Source organism: Luteimonas sp. MC1750 (assembly GCF_016615955.1).
GTDB lineage: Bacteria > Pseudomonadota > Gammaproteobacteria > Xanthomonadales > Xanthomonadaceae > Luteimonas.
The window spans coordinates 1,725,216-1,748,895 of sequence record NZ_CP067113.1 but is presented as its reverse complement, the minus strand read 5'-3'; the positions used below and the strand labels follow the sequence as shown (position 1 = coordinate 1,748,895).

15 protein-coding genes are annotated in these 23,680 nt (G+C 72.0%); 12 read left to right on the top strand and 3 right to left on the bottom strand.

What is annotated here, in order from left to right; all coding sequences use genetic code 11:
• The first annotated feature begins 3 nt into the window (after positions 1-3).
• From JGR68_RS08100 to JGR68_RS08085, 4 genes are all read left to right on the top strand, one after another.
• Positions 4-1,302, top strand: coding sequence for a sugar ABC transporter substrate-binding protein (locus tag JGR68_RS08100; RefSeq protein ID WP_199361940.1), 1,299 nt, complete (start codon positions 4-6; stop codon positions 1,300-1,302).
• Positions 1,302-2,180 (top strand): sugar ABC transporter permease, encoded by an 879-nt coding sequence (locus JGR68_RS08095; RefSeq protein WP_199361941.1) that lies wholly within the window; start codon positions 1,302-1,304, stop codon positions 2,178-2,180. Before JGR68_RS08100 ends, JGR68_RS08095 begins: the two co-directional genes overlap by 1 nt.
• A complete protein-coding gene (locus tag JGR68_RS08090; RefSeq protein WP_199361942.1) occupies positions 2,177-3,013 on the top strand; it encodes a carbohydrate ABC transporter permease in 837 nt (278 codons plus the stop codon). Before JGR68_RS08095 ends, JGR68_RS08090 begins: the two co-directional genes overlap by 4 nt.
• A gap of 140 nt (positions 3,014-3,153) precedes the next feature.
• The gene (locus JGR68_RS08085; RefSeq protein ID WP_234446636.1) at positions 3,154-6,249 is read left to right on the top strand and encodes a discoidin domain-containing protein; all 3,096 of its coding nucleotides are present in this window, start codon (positions 3,154-3,156) and stop codon (positions 6,247-6,249) included.
• 43 nt (positions 6,250-6,292) lie between these two features.
• Here the strand turns inward: JGR68_RS08085 and pgl are convergent, their stop codons facing one another.
• Together pgl and JGR68_RS08075 are read right to left on the bottom strand one after the other, a co-directional pair.
• Positions 6,293-7,042: a 6-phosphogluconolactonase gene (gene pgl, locus JGR68_RS08080; RefSeq protein WP_199361944.1), complete on the bottom strand. Its 750-nt coding sequence runs from the start codon at positions 7,040-7,042 to the stop codon at positions 6,293-6,295.
• Between the two features lie 21 nt (positions 7,043-7,063).
• The gene (locus tag JGR68_RS08075) at positions 7,064-8,443 is read right to left on the bottom strand and encodes a GH1 family beta-glucosidase (protein WP_199361945.1); all 1,380 of its coding nucleotides are present in this window, start codon (positions 8,441-8,443) and stop codon (positions 7,064-7,066) included.
• A gap of 124 nt (positions 8,444-8,567) precedes the next feature.
• On the opposite strand from JGR68_RS08075, the gene ugpC reads away from it, so the two are divergent.
• The gene (gene ugpC, locus JGR68_RS08070) at positions 8,568-9,752 is read left to right on the top strand and encodes a sn-glycerol-3-phosphate ABC transporter ATP-binding protein UgpC (protein WP_199361946.1); all 1,185 of its coding nucleotides are present in this window, start codon (positions 8,568-8,570) and stop codon (positions 9,750-9,752) included.
• Between the two features lie 40 nt (positions 9,753-9,792).
• Here ugpC and JGR68_RS08065 read toward each other — a convergent pair whose 3' ends face one another.
• Entirely contained in the window at positions 9,793-10,686 is an 894-nt protein-coding gene (locus tag JGR68_RS08065) for a DNA ligase (protein ID WP_234446466.1), read from the bottom strand.
• Positions 10,687-10,958: 272 nt separating this feature from the next.
• Between JGR68_RS08065 and smc the strand changes: the two genes are divergently transcribed.
• From smc to gyrA, 7 genes are all read left to right on the top strand, one after another.
• On the top strand, positions 10,959-14,462 hold the full coding sequence (smc, locus tag JGR68_RS08060; protein WP_199361947.1) for a chromosome segregation protein SMC: 3,504 nt from the start codon (positions 10,959-10,961) through the stop codon (positions 14,460-14,462).
• A gap of 31 nt (positions 14,463-14,493) precedes the next feature.
• Positions 14,494-15,249, top strand: a complete 756-nt coding sequence (zipA, locus tag JGR68_RS08055) for a cell division protein ZipA (protein ID WP_199361948.1) — start codon at positions 14,494-14,496, stop codon at positions 15,247-15,249.
• A 176-nt stretch (positions 15,250-15,425) separates the two neighbouring features.
• On the top strand, positions 15,426-17,774 hold the full coding sequence (gene ligA, locus JGR68_RS08050) for an NAD-dependent DNA ligase LigA (RefSeq protein WP_199361949.1): 2,349 nt from the start codon (positions 15,426-15,428) through the stop codon (positions 17,772-17,774).
• Positions 17,771-18,079: a GNAT family N-acetyltransferase gene (locus JGR68_RS08045; protein ID WP_199361950.1), complete on the top strand. Its 309-nt coding sequence runs from the start codon at positions 17,771-17,773 to the stop codon at positions 18,077-18,079. Before ligA ends, JGR68_RS08045 begins: the two co-directional genes overlap by 4 nt.
• The gene (epmA, locus tag JGR68_RS08040; RefSeq protein WP_199361951.1) at positions 18,076-19,026 is read left to right on the top strand and encodes an EF-P lysine aminoacylase EpmA; all 951 of its coding nucleotides are present in this window, start codon (positions 18,076-18,078) and stop codon (positions 19,024-19,026) included. The genes JGR68_RS08045 and epmA overlap by 4 nt, the downstream gene beginning before the upstream one ends.
• A gap of 104 nt (positions 19,027-19,130) precedes the next feature.
• Positions 19,131-20,201 carry an S-methyl-5-thioribose-1-phosphate isomerase gene (gene mtnA, locus JGR68_RS08035; protein ID WP_199361952.1) on the top strand — a complete coding sequence of 357 codons (1,071 nt, stop codon included), beginning with the start codon at positions 19,131-19,133 and terminating at the stop codon, positions 20,199-20,201.
• Between the two features lie 654 nt (positions 20,202-20,855).
• The gene (gene gyrA / locus JGR68_RS08030) at positions 20,856-23,552 is read left to right on the top strand and encodes a DNA gyrase subunit A (protein WP_199361953.1); all 2,697 of its coding nucleotides are present in this window, start codon (positions 20,856-20,858) and stop codon (positions 23,550-23,552) included.
• Positions 23,553-23,680: the final 128 nt, after the last annotated feature.

The window sequence follows — 23,680 nt, the reverse complement described above, 5'->3', positions numbered from 1 at the left end:
CGGATGGTCCGGCTCCGCCCGGCGCGAATCCCGGCGGCCGTCCTGGCCTTGCTGTTCCTGCTGGTAGTGACCTCCGTCGGCGGCTGCACGCCGGGCGGCGACGACGCCACCACCACCATCCGCTTCTGGGCGATGGGCCGCGAAGCCGAGGTGGTCGCCGAGCTCCTGCCGGATTTCGAGCGCGAGCATCCCGGCCTGCGCGTCGAGGTCCAGGCCATCCCGTGGACGGCGGCGCACGAGAAGCTGCTGACCGCCTATGCCGCCGACGCGATGCCCGACCTGCTGCAGCTGGGCAATACCTGGATTCCCGAGTTCGCGGCGCTGGACGCGCTGGAGCCGCTGCGGCCGCGCGTCGACGCCTCGGTCGTGGTCGATGCCGGCGATTACTTCCCCGGCATCCTCGACACCAACGTCGTCGATGGCGAGCTGCTGGGCGTGCCCTGGTATGTGGACACCCGGCTGCTGTTCTACCGCAAGGACATCCTGCGCGACGCCGGGGTCGCGACGGCGCCGCGCACCTGGAAGGAGTGGGCGGCGGCGATGGCCGCGGTGCAGCGCGCGGCCGGTCCAGGCCGGCACGCGATCCTGCTGCCGCTCAACGAGTTCGAGCCGCAGCTGTCGCTGGCCCTGCAGCAGGACGATCCGCTGCTGCGCGATGGCGACACCCGCGGCAATTTCGACAGCCCCGGGTTCCGCCGCGCGCTGGCGTTCTATGCGCGGATCTTCGAGGAGGGCTGGGCGCCGGCGCTGTCGGAAACCCAGGTGTCCAATGTCTGGGACGAGTTCTTCCGCGGCTCGTATGCCTTCTACCTGTCGGGGCCGTGGAACATCCGCGAGTTCCGCCGCCGCGCGCCGCCGGCGCTGGCGGATGCCTGGGGCACGATGCCGCTGCCCGGCCCCGACGGCCCGGGCGCCGGCATCGCCGGTGGCACCAGCCTGGTGCTGCCGCGCGGCGGCGCCCACGCCGATGCCGCCTGGCGGCTGGTGGAATACCTGTCGCGCCCGGCGGTGCAGCGCCGCTTCCACGCGCTGAGCGGCAATCTCCCGCCGCGCCGCAGCGCGTGGCAGCACCCCGACCTCGCGGCCGACCCGCTGGCCGCCGCCTTCCGCGACCAGCTGGAGCGCGTGCGCCCGACGCCCAAGGTGCTCGAGTGGGAACGCATCGCGCAGGAGCTGCGGCTGGTGACCGAGCGCGTGGTGCGCGGTGGGCTGGCGCAGGACCAGGCCGTGCGCGAGCTCGATGCCGCCGTCGACGCCATCCTCGCCAAGCGGCGCTGGATCGTGGACCAGGAGGCGCGGTGATGCGCGGTGGAGTCGCCGGCTGGATGTTCGTGGCCCCCGCACTGATCGTGATCGGGCTGTTCTTCGCCCTGCCGGTCGCCTCGGCGCTGCTGCTCAGCCTGACCGACTTCGACCTCTACGCGCTGGCCGATCCCGCGCACCTGCGCTTCGTCGCGCTGGACAACTACCTGGAGCTGCTGCGCACGCCGATCTTCTGGACGGCGCTGTGGAACACCAGCTATTTCGTCCTCGTCGGCGTGCCGCTGTCGATCGGCGTGTCGCTGGCGGCGGCGCTGCTGCTGGACTCGCAGCTCGCGCGCGCCAAGGCCGTGTTCCGAACCGCGCTCTTCGCGCCGGTGGTCACCACCCTGGTGGCGGTGGCGGTGATCTGGCGCTACCTGTTCCACACCAGCTACGGCCTGGTGAACTGGGCGCTGGGCCACGTCGGGATCTCGCCGGTCGACTGGCTGGGTGATCCGCTCTGGGCGATGCCCACGATCATCGGCTTCGCGGTGTGGAAGAACTTCGGCTACAACATGGTGATCCTGCTGGCCGGCCTGCAGGCGATCCCGCGCGAGCTCTACGAGGCCGCGCGCATCGACGGCGCCTCGACCTGGCGGCAGATCCTGCACATCACCCTGCCGGCGCTGGGACCGGTGCTGCTGGTGGTGTCGGTGATCACGGTGTCGGGCTATTTCCAGCTCTTCGCCGAGCCCTACGTGATGACCCGCGGCGATCCGCTGCAGTCCACGGTCAGCGTGCTCTACCTGATGTTCGAGGAGGGCTTCCGCTGGTGGAACCTTGGCCGGGCGTCGGCGGTGGCGTTCATGCTGTTCCTGGTGATCCTGGGCGCGACCACGCTGCTGCTGCGCGCCGGAAGCCGGCGGGACCTGGTATGAGCCGGCCGGTCGGCGGTTCGCGGCTGCAGGCGCTGCTGGTCAACGGCGCGCTGGCGGTATTCGCGCTGCTGGCGCTGGCGCCGCTGGCGTGGATGGTCTCGGTGTCGTTCATGCCGACGGGCGAGGCCTCGGGCTTCCCGCCGCCGCTCCTGCCCAGCGCGGTCACCCTCGACAACTACCGCGAGCTGTTCGCGCGCACCGGCATCGGTCGCGCCTTCGCCAACAGCCTGCTGGTGTCGCTGGGCATCACGTTCGGCTCGCTGGTGGTCAACACCGCGGCCGGCTATGCCTTCGCCAAGCTGCGCTTCCGCGGGCGCGACCGGCTGTTCCAGGTCCTGCTCGCGGCCCTGGTGGTGCCGGCGCAGGTGGCGATGCTGCCGCTGTTCCTGCTGATGAAGGAGCTCGGCCTGGTCAACACGCTTGGCGGCGTGGTGGTGCCGGCGCTGGCCGGCGTGTTCGGCATCTTCCTGGTGCGGCAGTACGCGCGTTCGATCCCGGACGCGCTGCTCGAGGCCGCGCGCATCGACGGCGCCGGCGAGCTGCGGATCTTCGTCCAGGTGGTGCTGCCGATGCTCAAGCCAGTGCTGGTGACCCTGGCGATCTTCAGCTTCATGGCCGCGTGGAACGACTTCATGTGGCCGCTGATCGTGCTCGCCGACCAGGACCGGTACACGCTGCCGGTGGCCCTGGCGGCGCTGTCGCGCGAGCACATCATGGACGTCGAGATGATGATGGCCGGCGCCGTGGTGACCGTGCTGCCGGTGCTGCTGCTGTTCCTGGCGCTGCAGCGCTGGTACATGCAGGGACTGCTGCTGGGCAGCGTCAAGGGCTGAGGAGGCGCGGACGGATGGTGGAGGACACGGGTTTGCAGGGTGCGCGGTGCCGGGTGCAGCGGGTCGCGGGCAGGCGTGGCCGAAGGGGCAGGGCGGCGACGGCCGTGCTGGCCGCGCTGGCGGGATGGCTGGCGGTCGTCGTGCCCGCCGTCGCGCAGGAGGTCCTGTCCACGCAGGTGCTCGACGGCTTCGAAGACCCGCCGGCCTGGAGCGTGGTCGCCTCCGACCAGGTCCGCGCCTCGATCCGCGCGGTCGAAGGCGCGGAGGGACGCGCCCTGTGCCTGGACTACGATTTCAACGGCGTCTCCGGCCACGCGGGCATCCGGCGCGCGCTGCCCCTGGAGTTCCCCGGCAACTACCGCTTCGACCTCCAGCTGCGTGGCGATGCGCCGGCCAACGACCTGCAGTTCAAGCTGGTCGATGCCAGCGGCGACAACGTCTGGTGGGCCAACCGCACGTCGGTCGAGCCGCCGTCGCGCTGGACGCCGCAGCGCTACAAGGCGCGGCACATCGTCAAGGCCTGGGGGCCGGATCCGGACCCGGTGCTGCGCGCCAGCGCCGCGATGGAACTCGTGGTCTACAACCGCGTCGGCGGGCGGGGCTCGGTCTGCTTCGATCAACTGGCCTTCAGCACCCTTGCACCTTCGGACGACGGCCCGCTCGCCGCCACGGCAATGGCTACGGCAGGCGGGGCCGCGGCGGCGGTCGACGCGGACAGGGCCAGCGCCTGGCGCGCGCCGGTGGTCAGGGGCGGCCAGCGGCTCGTGCTCGACCTGGGCAGCGTCCGTGAATTCGGCGGCCTGGTGCTGGACTGGCTGCCGGGCCGGCAGGCCTCGCGCTATCGGGTACAGCTGTCGGAGGACGGAGTCGCCTGGCGCGACCCGCGCACCGTCGAGGGTGGCGATGGCGGGCGCGACTGGATCGCCCTGCCGGAGGCCGAGGCGCGCTGGATCGCGCTCGACCTGCTGGAGGGACCCGGCGCGGAGTTCGCGCTCGCCGAAGCCGCGGTGAAGCCGCTCGCGTTCAGCGCGCATCCCAACGACTTCGTGCGCGCGGTGGCGGCCGACCTGCCGCGTGGCCGCTACCCGCGCGGCTTCAGCGGCGAGCAGCCGTACTGGACCATCCTGGGGCTGGACGGCGGTCTGCAGCAGGGTTTGCTGGGCGAGGATGGCGCGGTGGAAGTGGCGCGCGGCGGCTTCAGCGTCGAGCCCTTCGTCATCGCCGGCGGCCGGCTGGTGAGCTGGGCCGACGTGACGCCGCGCCAGTCGCTGCAGGACGGCTACCTGCCGATTCCCAGCGTGGACTGGCGCCACGACGATTTCTCGCTGCGCATCACCGCGTTCGCCGCCGGCACGCCGGAGCGGTCGCAGCTGGTGCTGCGCTACCGGCTGGCCAATACCAGCGGGCGCGCCCAGGACCTCCAGCTCGCGCTGGCGGCGCGGCCGCTGCAGGTCAATCCGCCGGCCCAGTTCCTCAACACCATCGGCGGGGTCAGCCGGATCGCCGCGATCGGGGTCGATGGCGGCATGGTCACGGTGGCGGGCGTTCCGCGCGTGTTCGCCAAGCAGGTGCCCGACGCCTCGTTCGCATCGGCCTTCGACGCCGGCGACGTCGTCCAGCACCTGGCGGGCGGCAGGCTTCCGGGCACGGTGCGCGTGGCGAACGATCCGACCGGCCTGGCTTCGGCGGCGCTGGTCTGGCGCATGCGCCTGGCACCGGGCGCGGTGCAGAGCGTCGAGGTCATGGTGCCGATGACCGGAAGCAGCGCGCCGGCGCGGCGCTGGTGGGACGCGGACACGCTGCAGCAGGAGGTCGCGGCGCACTGGCGCGGCACGCTCGACCAGGTGCGCCTGGACGTGCCGCCGCAAGGCCAGGCGCTGGCCGACACGCTGCGCACCGCGCTCGCCCACATGCTGGTCTCGCGCGTCGGGCCGCGGCTGCAGCCGGGCACGCGGTCATACTCGCGCAGCTGGATCCGCGACGGCGCGATGATTTCCGAAGGCCTGCTGCGCATGGGCCGGGCCGACGCGGTGCGCGACTACCTCGCGTGGTACGCGCCCTTCCAGTTCGACGACGGCAAGGTGCCGTGCTGCGTCGACGACCGCGGCAGCGACCCGGTTCCCGAGAACGACAGCCACGGCGAGTTGATCTTCAACATCGCCGAGTACTGGCGCCACACCGGCGACGACGCCTTCCTCGAGCGCATGTGGCCGCACGTGCTCGCGGCCTGGGAGTACATGGAAGCGCTGGCGCAGAGCGATCGCACTGCCGCCAACCGCGCGCAGGACCCGGCCTTCTACGGAATGATGCCGGCCTCGATCAGCCACGAAGGCTATTCGGCCAAGCCGATGCATGCGTACTGGGACAACTTCTGGGCGCTGCGCGGATACAAGGACGCGGTGCAGCTGGCCGCGGCGCTGGGCAGGGCGGACGATGCGGCGCGCATGGCGGTCGCGCGCGACCGGTTCCGCGCCGACCTGCTGGCCTCGCTCGATGCCGCCGCGAGCCGCCACGGCATCGACTACCTGCCGGGCGCCGCGGAGCTGGGCGACTTCGACGCCACCTCGACCACCATCGCGCTCGCGCCCGGCGGCGAGCTGGCCAACCTGCCACCCGACCGCCTGCGCAACACCTTCGAGCGCTACTGGCGCGAGTTCGCCGAGCGCCGCGACGGGACGCGCGCGTGGGATGCGTACACGCCCTACGAGTGGCGCAACGTCGGGGCCTTCGTCCGCCTGGGCTGGCGCGACCGCGCCTGGGACGCGGCCCAATGGTTCCTCGACGACCGCGCGCCGCCGGCCTGGAACCAGTGGGCCGAGGTGGTCACGCCGACGCCGCGCACCCCGTTCTTCCTCGGCGACCTGCCGCACGCCTGGGTCGCGTCCGACTTCGTGCGGTCCGCCCTGGACATGTTCGCCTACGTCCGTGAGTCCGACGACAGCGTGGTGCTGGCAGCCGGCGTACCCACGTCGTGGCTGGACGGCAGCGGCGTCGCGCTGGCCGGCATGCGTACGCCGCAGGGGACGCTCGGCTATCGCCTGCGGCGCGAAGGTGCGCAGCTGGTGCTCGAGATCGCGGCGGACGCCGGCCTTCCGCCGGGCGGGCTGGTGCTGCCCTGGCCCTGGGCGGGCGAGCCCGGGGCCGCGACCCTCGATGGCGTGCCGCTGACCTGGGAGGGCCGCGAACTTCGCATCCCGCATGCCGGCGCACGCGTGGTCGTCGACCTGCAGCCCTGACGGCGGCCGGGGCCGCGCCGGACGGATCGGACCGGCTACGCGGTCACGGGCACCAGAGGATCCGGAGCGCGGCGCCCGGCGTGGTGAAGGCGATGCGCACCGGAAACTCCATCGGATCGTCGCCGGCCAGCACCTGGTCCAGCAGCTCGCGCTTGCGCGCGCCGCGGATCAGCAGCAGGCGCGTGCTGGCGGAGGCGAGTCCCGCGGGCGTCAGGCTGATCCGTCGCGTGAAGCGGCCGGCGCCCGGGCAACCCGTGGCGTCGACGGCCACGTAGGGCCGCGGCGAGGCGAGGGCGTCGGCCAGCCCGACCATGCCCGGGAACAGCGAGCCGACATGCCCGTCCTCGCCCATGCCCAGCACCACCACGCTGGCCGGATGCGCGGCGTGCATGTTGGCGATCGTCACCGCCTCGGCGAAGCCGCGCCCCGCGCGGGTGATCGATTCGAAGCGCGTCGCCGCGGCGCATTCGACCAGCAGCGACTCGCGCACCATGCGCGCGTTGCTGTCGGGGTCGTCGGGCAGCAGCCAGCGCTCGTCGACCAGGGCGACGTCCACCCGGTCCCAGGCCAACGGGGCACGCGCGAGTGCGGCGTAGGCGGGGCCCGGCGTGCGCCCCCCGGACAGCAGCAGCCGCGTGCGGCCCTGGGCCTCGAGTGCGCGGCGCAGCGCCGCCGAGAGGATGACCGCCGCGGCCCATGCCCACTGCGTGCGGTCCTGGTACGACTGGAACTCGACGCCGTCGCGGAGCCGCGTGCCGCCATGGGGACCGGTGTGCAGGGAAAGGTCATGCATGCCGGCGCCGGGATCCTCGGATCAGTAGGGAAGCGGATCGGACAGCGTCCGCCCGTTGCTGGCGATCACCCCGGAGTACCAGCGCGCGCTGTCCTTGGGCGTGCGCTCCTGGGTGGCGTAGTTCACATGGACGATACCAAAGCGCTTCGAATACCCGAGTGACCATTCGAGGTTGTCCAGCAGCGACCAGGCCATGTAGCCGCGCACGTCCACACCGGCCGCGATCGCGTCGTGGATGGCGCCCAGGTGCTTGCGCAGGTAGCCGGTGCGCAGCGGGTCACGCACGCGCCCGTCCTCGGCCACCGGCGGATCGAAGAACGCGGCGCCGTTCTCGGTGATGTAGACCGGCAGGTCGCCGTAGGTGTCCTTGAACCACAGCAGCAGGTCGGTGAGCCCCTGCGGGAAGACTTCCCAGCCGGTCTCGGTATAGGTGCCCAGCGGCTGCCGCACCACCGCGGTCCGCTGCGGGTAGCTGTCGCCGGCGGCGGTGACGCTGCGGGTGTAGTAGTTGATGCCGACGAAGTCGAGCGGCTGGCGGATCAGCGCGAAGTCATGCGCCGGCCAGTCCGGCCAGGCATCGCCGAAGATGTCCTTCAGCTCCGGCGGATAATGGCCGAGCAGGGCCGGATGCAGGAACTGCTCGTTCATGTAGGCATGCGCGCGGCGCACGGCCGCGGCGTCTTCGGCCGAGTCGCTGGCCGGATACTTCGGCTCGATGTTCACCACCAGGCCGATCTCGTGCGCGCCCTCGGCGCGGTAGGCCTGCACCGCGGCGCCGTGCGCGCGCATCAGGTTGTGCGCGGCGATCGGCGCCTCGTAGCGGCTGCGGTGGCCGGGGGCCAGCGCGCCGTGCAGGTAGCCGCCGTCGGTGACCACCCAGGGCTCGTTGATCGTCGCCCATTTCTTCACCCGGCCGTCGAGCGCGCGGTACAGCGTGCTGCCGTATTCCGCGAACCAGTCGGCGCAGTCGCGGTTGAGCCAGCCACCGCGATCGTCGAGCGCGGCCGGCAGGTCCCAGTGGAACAGGGTGACCAGCGGTTCGATGCCGTTTTCCAGCAGCTCGTCGACCAGGCGCGAATAGAAGTCCAGGCCCGCCTGGTTGACGCGGCCGGTGCCCTCGGGATGGATGCGCGACCAGGACACGCTGAAGCGGTAGGCCCTGAGCCCCAGTTCGCGCATCAGCGCGACGTCCTGCTTCCAGCGCCGGTAGTGGTCGCAGGCGACATCGCCGGTGTCGCCGTTGAGGGTCATGCCCGGCGTGTGCGCGAAGCGGGTCCAGATGCTGGCGCCGGCGCCATCGGCCAGCGGCGAGCCCTCGATCTGGTGCGCGGCGGTGGCGGCGCCCCAGAGGAAACCGTCGGGAAAGCTGGCGTCCCGGGCACGGGCGGGGGCGTCGGACATGGGCGGTGCTCCAGGGGCGCGGCAATGCGCGAAGATGCGCGGAGATGCGATGAAAGCAGTTACATTGCGAGGATAACGCAGCGACCCCGGCACCGCATGACGGGGAACAACCCCGGGAGTGGCGATGGCGCGGGTCAGGCTCGAACACGTCCGCAAGGTGTATCCCGACGGTTTCGTGGCCGTGCACGACGCCAGCTTCGAAGCCCGCGATGGCGAACTGCTGGTGCTGGTCGGCCCGTCGGGCTGCGGCAAGTCGACGCTGCTGCGAATGATCGCCGGCCTCGAGGCGGTCGACGCCGGCACACTGTCGATCGGCGACCGCGTCGTCAACGACGTCGCGCCGCGCGAGCGCGACATCGCCATGGTGTTCCAGAACTACGCGCTGTACCCGCACATGAGCGTGGCCGGGAACCTGGCCTTCGGCCTGAAGCTGCGCGGCATGGACAAGCCGGCGATCGCCGCGCGCGTGGCGGACGCGGCCAGGACGCTCGGCCTGGAGGACATGCTGGAGCGCAAGCCGGCGGCGCTGTCGGGCGGCCAGCGCCAGCGCGTGGCCCTGGGCCGGGCGCTGGTGCGACAGCCGCAGGTGTTCCTGCTCGACGAGCCGCTGTCCAACCTCGACGCCCGGCTGCGTGCGGCGATGCGCGTGGAGATCGCGCGGCTCCATCGCAGCCTCGGGACCACGATGGTGTACGTGACCCATGACCAGGTCGAGGCGATGACGCTCGGCCAGCGCATCGTGGTGCTCGACGGCGGGCGCATCCAGCAGATCGACACGCCGATGGCCCTGTACGAACGCCCGGCCAACCTGTTCGTGGCGACCTTCCTCGGCAGTCCGGCGATGAACGTGCTGCACGGGCGGCTGGATCTCCGCGGCAGCGCCGCACTGCTCATGGACGATGGAACGCGGCTGCCGCTGCCGGGCCTGCGCGCGCTCCCGGAGTGGGACAGGCGCACGCTGGCGCTGGGGCTGCGGCCGGAGCATCTCCTGCGGGCGGACCGCGCCGCGGATGCCGGCGCGGCGGAGTCTGCGCGAGCGGAGGTTGCGCAGGCGGATGTTGCGCAGGCGGAGGACGGCATCGGTTCCAACGACGCCTTCGCGTTTCAGGCCGTGGTGGAAGTCGTCGAGCCGGTGGGCAGCGAAGTCTTCGTCAACCTGCGGGCAGGCGGACATGCACTGGTGGCGCGGCTGCCGCCGGGCGACCTGCCACGCGTGGGCGACACCCTGCCGCTGCGGGTGGCCGCGCGGCACGTCCACGTCTTCGAGCCCGACGGCGGCGAACGTCTCGATGCCGGGTCCCGGGACTGACCAGGTCCGGGCGTCATGACCCGCGTGACGCGGCAGCGGGTCAGGGGGAGGCCGCCGTCGGCTCGCCGGTTGCGCCAGGCGGCTCCCGCAGCCGCAGGTAGCGCGGGAAGCGCGGCAGTCCGTTCACGGTCAGGCCGCTGTAGCGATAGGTGACCAGGCTCCCGACCGCCGGGGGCGAGGCACGCTCCGCGTCGTCCAGTCCGCTGCCCAGGCGGAAGCGCGAGCCGTCCGCGCGCTCGACCAGCAGGGCACCGACCATCCCGGCGTATTTCCCGCGGCCCGGCAGGTGGCCGACGACCCGCGCCTCGGCATCGTCGTGCGGCTTCAGCTTGAGCAGGTCCGGATGGCGGCCCGCGACGTAGCGGGCGGCGTCGTGGTGCAGCATCAGCCCCTCGCCTCCGGCCGCAAGCACGGCGTCCAGCCGCGCGCGCAGCTGCGCGCCGTCGGCCACCCGCGACTGGGCGACCGGGCGCAGCCAAGGCGCGATCCCTGGACCGGCGAGCCGCCGCATCGCCAGGACCCGCTCCCCGAAGCTTCCGGGATCGCCGGGCAGGTCGAAGACGACGAAGCGCATCGCGCGCCAGGGCGCGTCGTCCGCCGGCGGATTGCGGACCAGGCTGCTGGCCTCCTCGAAGCGGCCCCGGCCCAGCCACAGCTCCCCGTCCATCCGCAGCGCCGGCCAGCCGGCGGTGAACCAGGCCGGGGCGTCCACCGGCAGGCCGCCGCGGGTCCACAGCCTGCGGCCGTCCCACCGCGCCCGCACTCCGTCGAGCTTTTCGCTCACCCAGTACTCGTCAACCGGGCGAGGCGTGGTCAGGCCGTGCGCGCGGGACAGCGAGGCGGCCAGCATCAGCCCCTCGTCGCGCCCCGGCGCCTGCGCCAGGACCGGTCCCGGCGCCGACGCGACGCCCAGGGCCAGGGCAAGGACGGCCACGCGAAGCCCGGTCCGGGGTGTGCCGGGAATTTGCATGCGGGCCGTTGGCAGGGTGTCCATGCCGCGATGCTGGGCGCGCCGGAGGGCGGGCGGCATCGGGGCTCCGGCCCTCCGCGGATCGGGACTTGCCGCGGCCGGGCGGGCCGGGGCCGGGCCCCACGCCTGCCGCTATACTGCGGCGATGCCGGCCCGCCGGGCCGCATTCACGCACCAATCCCGTCACCGACCGCGCCACGGCCTGCCCGTGCGCCGCCGAGGCCACCGACCGCCGCATGCGCCTGTCCACGATCAAGCTCTCCGGATTCAAGTCCTTCGTCGACCCGACCACCCTGCACCTGCCGACCAACATGACCGGCGTGGTGGGTCCGAACGGGTGCGGCAAGTCGAACATCATCGACGCGGTGCGCTGGGTGATGGGCGAGAGTTCGGCCAGCCGCCTCAGGGGCGACTCGCTGACCGACGTGATCTTCTCCGGCTCGACGGCGCGCAAGCCGGTGTCGCAGGCGACCGTCGAGCTGATCTTCGACAACAGCGACCACACCATCACCGGCGAATTCGCGGCCTTCAACGAGATCTCGGTCAAGCGCCTGGTCTCGCGCGACGGCCAGAGCAGCTACTACCTCAACGGCGCCAAGTGCCGCCGGCGCGACATCACCGACCTGTTCCTCGGCACCGGCCTCGGCCCGCGCAGCTACTCGATCATCGAGCAGGGGATGATCAGCCAGATCATCGAAGCCAAGCCCGAAGAGCTGCGCGTGTACCTGGAAGAGGCCGCCGGCATCTCCAAGTACAAGGAGCGCCGCAGGGAAACCGAGACCCGGATCCGCCACACCCGCGAGAACCTCGACCGCCTCGGCGACCTGCGCGAGGAGGTCGGCAAGCAGCTGACCCACCTCGCGCGCCAGGCCCGCCAGGCCGAGCAGTACACCGCCATCCAGGCCGAGCGCCGGGTGCGGGACGCCGAGTGGAAGGCGCTGGAGTTCCGCGCCCTGGACGCCCGCCTGTCGCGCCTGCGCGAAGGCCTTGCACAGGAAGAGACCCGGCTGCAGCAGCTGATCGCCGAGCAGCGCGAGGCCGAGCGCGAGCTCGAGGAAGGCCGCGTGCGACGCGAGGAGGCCATGGAGGCGCTCGGCCGCGCCCAGGCGGCCGGCTACGAGGTCGGCGGTACGCTGGCGCGCATCGAGCAGCAGATCGCCCACCAGCAGGAGCTGTCGCAGCGCCTGGTGCGCGCGCGCGAAGAGGCCGAGGACGCGATCGCCGAGCTGGCCCTGCATATCGGCGGCGACGAGGAGCGGCTGGCGATCCTGGAGGAATCGATCGCCGAGGCCGAACCCGCGCTGGAAGCCCTGCGCGAAAGCGACGAGGTCCGCCAGGACGCGCTGCGCGACGCCGAGGCCGCGCTGGCCGACTGGCAGGAACGCTGGGACGCGCACAGCCGCGAGGCCGGCGAAGCCGCGCGCGCGGCCGACGTCGAGCGCACCCGGGTCGACTATCTCGACCGCCAGTCGCTGGAGTCCGGCCGCCGCCGCGAGGCCCTGTCGGGCGAGCGTTCCGCGCTCGATCTCGATGCGCTGGCCGAGGCCTTCGCCGGCGTGGCCGAGGAACACGAGGCGCAGAAGATCGCGCTGGAAGGTCTCAACGAGAACCTCGACGCGCGCAAGCAGGCCGCGCTCGACCTGCAGGACCAGCAGCGCGCCGCCCAGCAGGAGATCTCCGACGTCCGCAAGCAGGCCCAGGAGGGCCGCGGCCGGCTGTCCTCGCTGGAGACGCTGCAGCATGCGGCGCTGGGCCAGGAGCAGGGCGCGGCGATGGCCTGGCTGCGCCAGCACGACCTGGATTCCTCGACCCGCGTCGGCGAGGCGCTGGAGGTCGAGGCGGGCTGGGAGAACGCGGTCGAGGGTGCGCTCGGCCAGATGATCGAAGGCGTGCTGGTGGACAGCCCGGAAGCACTGGTCGAAGCGCTGGCCGACCTGGGCGACGGGCGCATCGCGCTGGTGTCGTCCGAAACCGGACAGGACGCGTTCGCGCCGACTTCGCTCGCCTCGCGCGTGCGCGGTCCGCTGGCGATCCGCCGCCTGCTGGCACGCCTGCACGTGGCCGACTCGCTGGCCGAGGCGCGCGCGCTGCAGGCAGGGCTCGAGCCTGGCGATTCGGTGATCACCCGCGACGGCGAGCGCCTCGGCGCCGGCTGGCTTCGCGTGCTGCGCTCCGGCGCCGCGCGCCAGGGCGCGCTGCTGCGCGAGCGCGAGATCCAGGGGCTGCGCGAGCGCATCGAGCAGCTGCAGGCGCGCGAGGCGGAGCTCGAAGAGGCGATGGCCAGCGGCCGCGAGCGCCTGCTCGCCGCCGAGCAGGCCCGCGAGGATGTGCAGCGCCAGCTCTACCAGGCGCATCGCAGCGTGTCCGAGCTCGCGGGCCGACTCCAGGGGCAGCAGGGCCGCCTGGACGCGGCGCGCAACCGCATCGAGCGCATCGACGCCGAGCTCGCGCAGCTGGGTGAATCGCTGGCCGGCAGCGGCGACCAGGCGCGTGAGGCGCGTGGACGCCTGGAGGACGCGGTGTCGCGGATGGCCGAACTGGAGGAGACGCGGCGCGCCCTCGAGGCCGAGCGCATCCGCCATGCCACCGCGCGCGACCAGACCCGCGCCGCGGCGCGCGAATCACGCGAGCAGGCGCACGCGCTGGCGCTGCAGCTGGAAACCCAGCGCACGCAGGCCCACGGGCTGCGCCAGTCGCTGCAGCGCATGGGCGGCCAGCGCGGCCAGCTCGACACCCGCCTGGGCGAGATCACCACCCAGCTGGCGGCCGGCGACAGCCCCGTCGACGATCTCGAGCGCCAGCGCCAGGCGGCGCTGGCCCAGCGCGTGCACGCCGAGCAGGCGCTGTCCGGGGCGCGCAGCACGCTGGACGGCATCGATGCCGCGCTGCGCGAGCGCGAGCAGGTGCGCCACCAGCGCGACGAGCAGGCCATCGCCCAGCGCGAGGCCATCGCCCAGCGCAGGCTCGACCAGCAGGCGCTGGTGATCCACGCCGAACAGCTGGGCGCCGCGGTGGTCGAGGCCGGCTTCGTGCTGGACGAGGTGGTCGCCGGCCTGGCCGACGACGCCGAAGCCGGCGCCTGGGGGCGCATGGTCGCCGACTTCGACGCCAAGCTTCGCCGCCTGGAGCCGGTCAACCTGGCCGCGATCCAGGAGCACGCCGAGGCCGCGCAGCGCAAGGACTATCTCGACAGCCAGGATGCCGACCTCAACTCGGCGCTGGAGACGCTGGAGGACGCGATCCGCAAGATCGACCGCGAGACCCGCGGCCGCTTCAAGGACACCTTCGACCGCGTCAACTCCGGCGTGCAGGAAATCTATCCGCGCCTGTTCGGCGGCGGCCATGCCTATCTCGAACTCACCGGCGAGGACCTGCTCGACACCGGCGTGGCGATCATGGCGCGCCCGCCGGGCAAGCGCGTGTCCAACATCTCGCTGCTGTCGGGCGGCGAGAAGGCGATGACCGCGGTGGCGCTGGTGTTCGCGATCTTCCAGCTCAACCCGGCGCCGTTCTGCCTGCTCGACGAGGTCGACGCGCCGCTGGACGAGGCCAACGTCGGCCGCTTCAGCGCGATGGTCACCGAGATGAGCGAGAAGGTGCAGTTCCTGTTCGTGACCCACAACAAGGCGACGATGGAAGCCGCGAGGCAGCTGTCGGGCGTTACCATGCGCGAGCCCGGCGTCAGCCGGCTGGTGTCGGTGGACCTCGCGGAAGCCGCGCGCCTGGCCGGCGCCGCCTGAGCTTCAAGCACCTTTCAAGACGGAGAGCACGATGACTGACACCTGGCTGCTGCGGATCGGGATCCTGGTCGTGGGCGTCCTGCTGTTCGCGGCCATCTGGTACTTCGGCACGCGACCGCGCAGCCCGCAGGGCCGCCGCGTGCCGTCCAGGAGCGCGCCCGCGCCGCGCGACGAGCGGATGGAGCCGACGCTTGGCGCGCAGCTCGAGCGCGAGCTGGGCGAGGGCGCCGCGCCCGCCGGCGAGGACACCGTGCAGGCCGAGATGGAACTGCTCGACGGCGCCGTCGGCGGCACCGCCGGCGCCACGGTCAGCCAGTACGGTCGCCGCGTCAGCGACGAGTTCGACAAGATCGTGACCCTCTACATCGCCGCGCGTGCCGGCAACGTGCTGCGTGGCCCGGACATCGTGGTCGCGGCCGAGAAGGCGGGGCTGACCTATGGCCACCTCAACGTCTTCCATCGCCTGGTCAACGGCCATCCGGAGCGCGGGCCCGTGTTCAGCGTGGCGAACATCCGCAAGCCGGGCAGCTTCGAGATGGAGGGGATCCAGTCGCTGGAGACGCCGGCGATCGCCTTCTTCCTGACCCTGCCGGCCCCGGTACCGGCGCTCGAAGCCTGGGACGCGATGCTGCCCACGGCCGAGCGCATGGCCGACCTGCTTGACGGTGTGCTGCTGGACGAGCACCGCAACGCGCTCGGCCGCCAGCGGATCTCGCACCTGCGCGAGGAACTGCGCACCTACGACCGCGAGCAGGACGTGCCGATCACGCGCAGTCCCGACTGGTGATCCCCTCGTGATCCTGTAGGAGCGGCTGCAGCCGCGATTGGGACGTTCCGGCGCCCCCGATCGCCGCCATGGCGGCTCCCACAAAAGCGCAGCGGAATCGCCGCGATGGCGGCTCCTGCAACAGGCGGCGAACCGCCCGTGTGGCCGCTTCCGCGGATTCGCGGGACAATCCCCGCATGGCCCAGACCCCCCAGCAGCGCGCCGCCGAACTGCGCCGCCTGATCGACGACGCCGACCATCGCTACCACGTGCTCGACGATCCGGCGCTGCCGGACGTGGAGTACGACCGGCTGCTGCGCAAGCTTGCGGAGATCGAGGCCGCCGATCCGTCGCTGCAGACCCCGGATTCGCCGACGCTGCGCGTGGGCGGCGCGCCCTCGGGACGGTTCGCCGAGGTCCGCCATACGGTGCCGATGCTCTCGCTGGGCAATGCCTTCAGCGACGGGGAAGTCGCGGAGTTCGTGGCGCGCATCGTGCGCGAGACGGGCCTGGATGCGCCGGTGTTCTCGGTGGAGCCGAAGTTCGACGGGCTGGCGATCAGCCTGCGCTACGAGGACGGGCTGTTCGTGCGCGGGGCGACCCGTGGCGACGGCGCGTCGGGCGAGGACGTCACCGCCAACCTGCGCACGCTGAAGGCGATTCCGCTGCGCCTGCGGGACACGGGTGGCCCGGGTATCCCGGAGGTGCTCGAGGTGCGCGGCGAGGTTTACATGCCACGCGCGGGCTTCGAGGCTTACAACCAGTGGGCACTGGCGCACGGTGCCAAGCCGCTGGCGAATCCGCGCAACGGCGCCGCCGGTTCGCTGCGCCAGCTCGACCCCGCCATCACCGCGAAGCGGCCGCTGGCGTTCTTCGCCTATGCGCTGGGCGAGGTCGAGGGTGCGCGCGTCCCGGCCACGCACTCCGGCGTGCTGGCCTGGTTGCGCGGGCTCGGCCTGCCGGTGTCGCCGCTGGTGGAGTGCGCCACGGGCCTGGCGGGCGTGCTCGACTACTACCGCCGCATCGGCGAGGCGCGCGACGGGCTGCCCTACGACATCGACGGCGTGGTCTACAAGCTCGACAGCCACGAGCTGCAGGCCGACCTCGGCTTCGTCTCGCGCGCGCCGCGCTGGGCGATCGCGCACAAGTTCCCCGCGCAGGAAGAGTCGACCGTCGTCGAGGCGATCGAGGTCAACGTCGGCCGCACCGGCGCGGTCACGCCGTGGGTGCTGATGCGCCCGGTGCACGTGGGTGGCGTGACCGTCACCCGCGCGACGCTGCACAACGCCGACCAGGTCGCGCGCCTGGACGTGCGCGTGGGCGACACGGTGATCGTGCGCCGCGCGGGCGACGTCATTCCCGAAGTGCTGCGGGTGATCCTGGAGCGGCGCCCCGAGGGCACGAGCGCCTGGCGCATGCCCGGGCATTGCCCAGTCTGCGGCTCGGAGATCGTGCGCGAGGAGGGCGAGGTGGTGGCGCGTTGCAGCGGCGAGCTCGTCTGCCCGGCGCAGCGCGTGCAGGGGCTGTTCCACTTCGCCTCGCGCCGCGCCATGGACATCGACGGCCTGGGCGAGCGCCTGATCCAGGCGCTGGTGGACTTCGATTACGCGACCAGCATCGCCGACCTGTACGGCCTGGGCGTGGACGAGTTCGTCGAGATGCGCCGTCGCGCGGACGAACGCGATGGCACCACGCCGGAGACGGTGAAGTCGGGGAAGGTCGCGACCAGGTGGGCGGAAAACCTCGTGGACGCCATCGCGCGCAGCCGCGAGACCACGCTCGAGCGCTTCCTGTTCGCGCTCGGCATCGAGCACGTTGGCGAGAGCACCGCCAAGGCGCTGGCCGCCTGGTTCGGCGATCTCGACCGCATCCGCCGCACGCCGTGGCCGCTGTTCAAGCGCGTGCCCGACATCGGCGACGAAGTGGCGCGCGCGCTCGGACACTTCCTGGACCAGCCCGGAAACCAGGCGGTAATCGACGGGCTGCTGGCCGCGGGCGTGCATATCGCCGACACCCGGGCGCCTTCGCCGAAGCTGCGCGAAGGCCTCGACCTGCAGACGCTGCTGGCGGACCTGGGCATCGCGCGGCTCACGCCGCTGCGCGCGAAGCAGCTGGCCGACGCGTTCCCGGACGCCGCCACGCTGCTTGACCAGGAGCGCCACAACTTCGTGATCGCGGGCCTGCCTGACGAAGCGGCGAGCGCCGTGGCCGAGTGGCTGTCCGATGATGCCAACGCGCGCCTGCTGCTGGCCGCCGCCGCGATGCAGGCCGAGCTGCTGGGCGCGCTGCCCGAGGACACCGCGGCGGCCGGACCGCTGGAAGGCGTGACCGTGGTGCTGACCGGCACGCTGGAGTCGATGGGCCGCGACGAGGCGAAGCAGAAGCTCGAGGCGCTGGGCGCCAAGGTGTCGGGGAGCGTGTCGAAGAAGACCGGCTTCGTCGTCGCCGGCGCCGAGGCCGGCTCGAAGCTGGCCAAGGCGACCGAGCTCGGCGTCGAGGTCTGGGACGAGGCGCGGCTGCTGGCCTTCCTGGGGGCACAGGCATGAGCCGACTGGATGCACCGCTGTCGCTGCGCAGCGCAGGGCTGGAAGACCTGTCCGCACTGCTCGACATGCTGCGTCGTTTCTACGCCGAGGACCGGATCCCGCTCGATGAAGCCCGCGTGCGCCGCGGGCTGGGCGGCGCGCTGCTGGCCAGCGCGTGCGACTGGGTGCGCCGGCACGGCGCCGAAGTCGCGCGCCTGGAAGTCAACCGCCACAACCCGCGCGCGAAGGCGCTGTACCTGCGCGCCGGCTTCCGCGACGACGATCGCGACATCCTCGGCATCGCGCTCGCGCCGGTGGACGCGTGAACCACGACGCCCTGCGCCTGCGCGCGCGCCTGAATCGCCTGGTGCGCGACTTCTTCGAGGCCCGCGGCGTGCTGGAGGTCGAGACCCCGGTGATGTCGCGCGCCGGCAACACCGATCCCAACATCGCCTCGTTCACCGTCGAGTTCGGCGGCCGCACCGACGGTGCGCCGCGCACGCGCTGGCTGCGCACGTCGGCGGAGTACCCGATGAAGCGCCTGCTCGCCGAAGGCATCGGTGACTGCTACGAGCTGGGCCGCGTGTTCCGCGACGGCGAAGCCGGTGGCCGCCACAACCCCGAGTTCACCATGCTCGAGTGGTATCGCGTGGGCTGGACGCTGGAGCCGCTGATCGACGAGACCGCGAAGCTAGTGCGCGCCGCGCTAGCCCTGGTCGGACGGGAGGCGAGCCTGCGCAAGGCCTCGTTCCGCGAGGTCTATCGCGAAGCGCTCGACCTCGATCCGATGACCGCATCCCTGGCCGAACTGCAGGCGGCGTTCCGCGGCGAAGTCGATCCGGAGGGCCTGACCCGCGACGACTGGCTGGACCTGCTGATGACCCATCACATCCAGCCGGCGTTCCCGGCGGGCCAGCTGCTGGCGATGCATGACTATCCGGCCTCGCAGTGCGCGCTGGCCAGGGTCGTACGCCGCGGCGACGTGGACGTCGCCGAGCGCTTCGAGCTCTACCTCGGCCCGCTCGAGCTGGCCAACGGCTACCACGAGCTCACCGACGCGGACGAGCAGCGCGCCCGCTTCGCGCGCGACCACGCCGTGCGCGGGGCGCGCGGCGACGTGCGTCCGCCGGTCGACGCGGCGCTATTGGCCGCGCTTGCCGCGGGGCTGCCCGCAAGCGCCGGCGTCGCGCTCGGCATCGACCGCCTCTTGATGACGATGCTCGACACCGGCGCCATCGCCGACGTGCTGGCGTACGGGTTCGCGCAGGCCTGAGGGCCACGTCGCCGCAGCCGACGCATCGTCGCCCCGACCTTGGCGCCGCGGCCGAAGCATCGCGGCCCGACCTTGGCGCCGCGACGGCCCGGTAAACTGCGCCGATGGAGACCGCCATCGATTACGCCCGCTACGACCGCATCCGCCCCATCCGCTGGACCGGCGAGGCACTGGAACTGCTCGACCAGCGCAGGCTGCCCTTCGCGACCGAATACGTGACCTGCCGCGACAGCGACGCCGTCGCCGCGGCGATCCATGCACTGGCGGTCCGCGGCGCGCCCGCCATCGGCATCGCCGCCGCGTGGGGCACGGTACTCGCCGCGCGCGCGATCGAGGCCGGCGACGCGGCGCAGGCGGCCCAACGCCTCGAGCCCGCCCTGCAGCGGCTCAACGCCGCGCGGCCCACCGCGGTCAACCTGGCCTGGGCGCTGGCGCGGATGCGCGCCGCGCTGCTGCGTGCGCAGGCGGGCGAGGGCACCGACTGGCGCGGCGCCCTCGAGGCCGAGGCGCGCGCGATCGAGACCGAGGACCTGGCCGCCAACCATGCGATGGGCGTGCTCGGTGCGTCGCTGATCGACGCCGGCAGCGGCGTGCTCACCCACTGCAATACCGGCTCGCTGGCGACCGCCGGCTTCGGCACCGCGCTGGGCGTGATCCGCGCCGGCGTGGCGCAGGGCAGGGTCGAGCGCGTCTACGCCGGCGAGACGCGGCCCTGGAACCAGGGCGCGCGGCTGACCGTGTGGGAGCTGCAGCAGGACGGCATCGAGGCCACGCTGATCGCCGATGCCGCCGCATCGCACCTGATGAAGGGCGGCGGGGTGCAGTGGGTGGTGGTCGGCGCCGACCGCATCTGCGCCAACGGCGACGTCGCCAACAAGATCGGCACCTACCAGCTCGCCATCGCCGCGCGCCACCACGGGGTGAGGTTCATGGTGGTGGCGCCGTCCTCGACCGTTGACATGCACACGTCCTCGGGCGACCTGATCGAAATCGAGGAGCGCGATCCCGCCGAGCTGCTGGCTGCCGGCGGCAGCCGCACGGTGGCCGAGGGCGTGCAGGCCTGGAACCCGGTGTTCGACGTGACGCCCGCCGAACTGATCGACGCGATCGTGACCGAGAAAGGAATCGTCGAACGGCCTGACACCGGGGCCATGCAGGCGCTGTTCGGTCGGTGATGCACAGGCCAGGCGCCGTGCCCTGACCGCGCCGGTCGTGACGACGTCGCACGGATCGTCATGGCGTGGTGGCTCGCTGTCGCGCCTCGCAGTCGCGCTCCAAGGGCCTCGGATCCGGGAGGGAGCGTGTCGCTGCAAGGGGGGTACGGACCGGCACATCAGCCATCCATGGCTGAAGTGCCTACCGCGCACATCCGTGTGCGCTGTCCGTACCCCCCTTGCAGCGCCCCGCGCCGCGAGATCGGGGACCTCGGCTTCGAGGGCGCAAGCCCGGACATCGCGGCCTTCGGTCCGTCCCGTCGGTGCCACGCTCGTGCGTACGAGTCGACCCTGCGCACACGAAACCGACAACGGTCGGGCGGGAGGGGGTTGCCGGGGGGCGTGCGGAGAGTGGGCCATGGATGGCCCACGCCCCGGCCTTCGGACATGGATGTCTGAGGCCGGGCGGAGCACGCCCCCCGGCAACCCCCTCCCGCAGCGGAAACCCTCTCCGGAGCGCACCCGCAAACCACCCGCAAGTGCTTGATTTGAAGCAGGATCGGCCCCGCGTGAATGGCCGCGATGTGATAGAATCAACCGCTTCCGTCCGGCCTTTCGCGCGCCCTCCGCGCGCCTGCCCGTGGCGGATTCCCGAAATACTCTCAAAGGGTCACGATGGCCGAGCTCGCCAAGGAAATCATCCCGGTCAATCTCGAGGACGAGATGCGCCGCAGCTACCTCGATTACGCCATGAGCGTGATCGTCGGGCGCGCGCTTCCCGACGTCCGCGACGGACTGAAGCCGGTGCACCGGCGCGTGCTGTTCGCCATGACCGAGCTCGGCGCCCACAGCAACAAGCCCTACTACAAGTCGGCGCGCATCGTCGGTGACGTGATCGGTAAATACCATCCGCACGGCGACCAGTCGGTGTACGACACCCTGGTGCGCATGGCGCAGCCGTTCTCGCTGCGCTACATGCTGGTCGACGGCCAGGGCAACTTCGGCTCGATCGACGGCGACTCCGCGGCGGCCATGCGTTACACCGAGGCGCGCATGTCGCGCCTCGCGCACGAGCTGATGGCCGACATCGACAAGGAAACCGTCGATTTCCAGCCCAACTACGACGAGAAGGAGCTGGAGCCGACGGTCATGCCGACCCGGTTCCCGAACCTGCTGGTCAACGGCTCCGCCGGCATCGCGGTGGGCATGGCCACCAACATCCCGCCGCACAACCTGGGCGAGGTGATCGACGCGCTGATCGCGCTGATCGACAACCCCGACATCGACATCGACGGCCTGATGGAATACATCCCGGGTCCGGACTTCCCCACCGGCGGCATCATCAACGGCGTGGCCGGCATCCACCTCGGCTACCGCACCGGCCGTGGCCGCGTGCGCATGCGCGCCAAGGCCGACATCGAGATCGCCGACAACGGCCGCGAATCGATCATCGTCACCGAGATCCCCTACCAGGTGAACAAGGCGCGGATGATCGAGAAGATCGCCGACCTGGTGAAGGAGAAGAAGCTCGAGGGCATCAGCGAGCTGCGCGACGAGTCCGACAAGGACGGGATGCGCATCTACATCGAGATCAAGCGCGGCGACTCCGCCGAGGTGGTGCTGAACAACCTGTACCAGCAGACCCAGATGGAGTCGGTGTTCGGCATCAACATGGTGGCGCTGGTCGACGGCCGCCCGCGTCTGCTGAACCTCAAGGACTTCCTCGAGGCCTTCGTGCGCCACCGCCGCGAGGTGGTCACGCGCAGGACGATCTTCGAGCTGCGCAAGGCGCGCAACCGCGCCCACATCCTCGAGGGCCTGACGGTCGCGCTCGCCAACATCGACGAGATGATCGAGCTGATCAAGACCTCCGACAATCCGCAGGTCGCCAAGGAGCGGATGCTGGCCCGGCTGTGGCAGCCCGGCCTGGTCGGTGCGCTGCTGGGGGCCGTCGGTGCCGAGGCCTCGCGTCCCGAGGACCTGCCGCAGGGCGTCGGCCTGCTGGGCGACGGCTACCAGCTGACCGAGGTCCAGGCGCAGCAGATCCTGGAGATGCGCCTGCACCGCCTGACCGGGCTGGAGCAGGAGAAGCTCACCGAGGAGTACAAGCTGCTGCTCGAGACCATCCGCGGCCTGATCGAGATCCTCGAGGATCCGGACGTGCTGCTGGAGGTGATCCGCACCGAGCTGCGCAACGTCAAGGAAGAGTTCGGCGACGCGCGCCGCAGCGAGATCCGCGCCAGCGAGGAAGACCTCGACATCCTCGACCTGATCGAGCCAGAGGACGTGGTGGTGACCGTCTCGCAGGCGGGCTACGCCAAGCGCCAGCCGGTCAGCGCCTATCGCGCGCAGAAGCGCGGCGGGCGTGGCCGCAACGCGGCGGCCACCCGCGACGAGGACTCCATCGCCCAGTTGTGGCTGGTGAACACCCATGACACGCTGCTGGCCTTCACCAGCCTGGGCCGCGTGTTCTGGCTGCCGGTGCACCAGCTGCCGGAAGCCGGCGCGAACGCGCGCGGCCGCCCGCTGGTGAACTGGATCCCGCTGGAGGAAGGCGAGAAGGTGCAGGCCGTCCAGCCGGTGCGCGAGTACCGCGAGGACCAGTACGTGTTCTTCGCCACCCGCCGCGGCACGGTCAAGAAGACTCCGCTGACCGAGTTCGCGTTCCGCCTGGCGCGCGGCAAGATCGCAATCAACCTCGAGGACGGCGATGCCCTGGTCGGCGCCGAGCTCACCGACGGCGGCCGCGACATCCTGCTGTTTGCGAGCAACGGCAAGGCGGTGCGCTTCGACGAGTCGGCCGTGCGCGCCATGGGCCGCACCGCCACCGGCGTGCGCGGCATCCGCCTGGCCGATGGCGAGTCGGTGGTCAGCCTGATCGTGGCCGATCCAGCCGACAGCGCCGAGGAGTTCGAAGGCGACGACGAGGCCGTGGCCATCGACGGCAGCGAACAGCCCGAGGCGGAGCGCGCCGGGGAGCCGGACGCCTATGTCCTGACCGCGACCGTCAACGGCTACGGCAAGCGCACGCGCCTGGCGGAATATCCGCGCAAGGGCCGTGGCACCCAGGGCGTGATCGGCATCCAGACCACCGAGCGCAACGGTGCCCTGGTTGCCGCCGTGCTGCTCAGCCGCGAGGACGAGGTGCTGCTGATCTCCGACGGCGGCACCCTGGTGCGGACCCGTGCCGCCGAGGTCTCGGTGGTCAGCCGCAACACCCAGGGCGTGACGCTGATCCGCCTCGGCGAGGGCGAGCGCCTGCAGGCGATCGAGCGCGTCGACGGTTCGATCGGCGACGACGAGGACCTCGACGGTGCGGAAGCGGACGACGCCGACGGCGGTGTCGAGACCGTCGGGCCCGCGTCGGAGTAGGCCGAACCCGTCCGGTTGGCGAGCGGCCAGGCCATACGCCTGGCCGCTCCTGTTTCCGAGCAGGCCGCTGCGCTGATTCCGACCCCGTTGCGCGCCGCCACGCGTTGTCGACCCGGATGCCGACGCTC

Bases quoted from the DNA above. Each gene is read 5' to 3' on its own strand.
- JGR68_RS08075 (WP_199361945.1), bottom strand. From the start codon at position 8,443: ATGTCCGACGCCCCCGCCCGTGCCCGGGACGCCAGCTTTCCCGACGGT.
- zipA (WP_199361948.1), top strand. From the start codon at position 14,494: ATGACTGACACCTGGCTGCTGCGGATCGGGATCCTGGTCGTGGGCGTC.
- ligA (WP_199361949.1), top strand. From the start codon at position 15,426: ATGGCCCAGACCCCCCAGCAGCGCGCCGCCGAACTGCGCCGCCTGATC.
- mtnA (WP_199361952.1), top strand. From the start codon at position 19,131: ATGGAGACCGCCATCGATTACGCCCGCTACGACCGCATCCGCCCCATC.
- pgl (WP_199361944.1), bottom strand. From the start codon at position 7,042: ATGCATGACCTTTCCCTGCACACCGGTCCCCATGGCGGCACGCGGCTC.
- JGR68_RS08100 (WP_199361940.1), top strand. From the start codon at position 4: ATGGTCCGGCTCCGCCCGGCGCGAATCCCGGCGGCCGTCCTGGCCTTG.
- smc (WP_199361947.1), top strand. From the start codon at position 10,959: ATGCGCCTGTCCACGATCAAGCTCTCCGGATTCAAGTCCTTCGTCGAC.
- gyrA (WP_199361953.1), top strand. From the start codon at position 20,856: ATGGCCGAGCTCGCCAAGGAAATCATCCCGGTCAATCTCGAGGACGAG.
- ugpC (WP_199361946.1), top strand. From the start codon at position 8,568: ATGGCGCGGGTCAGGCTCGAACACGTCCGCAAGGTGTATCCCGACGGT.
- JGR68_RS08095 (WP_199361941.1), top strand. From the start codon at position 1,302: ATGCGCGGTGGAGTCGCCGGCTGGATGTTCGTGGCCCCCGCACTGATC.
- JGR68_RS08045 (WP_199361950.1), top strand. From the start codon at position 17,771: ATGAGCCGACTGGATGCACCGCTGTCGCTGCGCAGCGCAGGGCTGGAA.
- JGR68_RS08090 (WP_199361942.1), top strand. From the start codon at position 2,177: ATGAGCCGGCCGGTCGGCGGTTCGCGGCTGCAGGCGCTGCTGGTCAAC.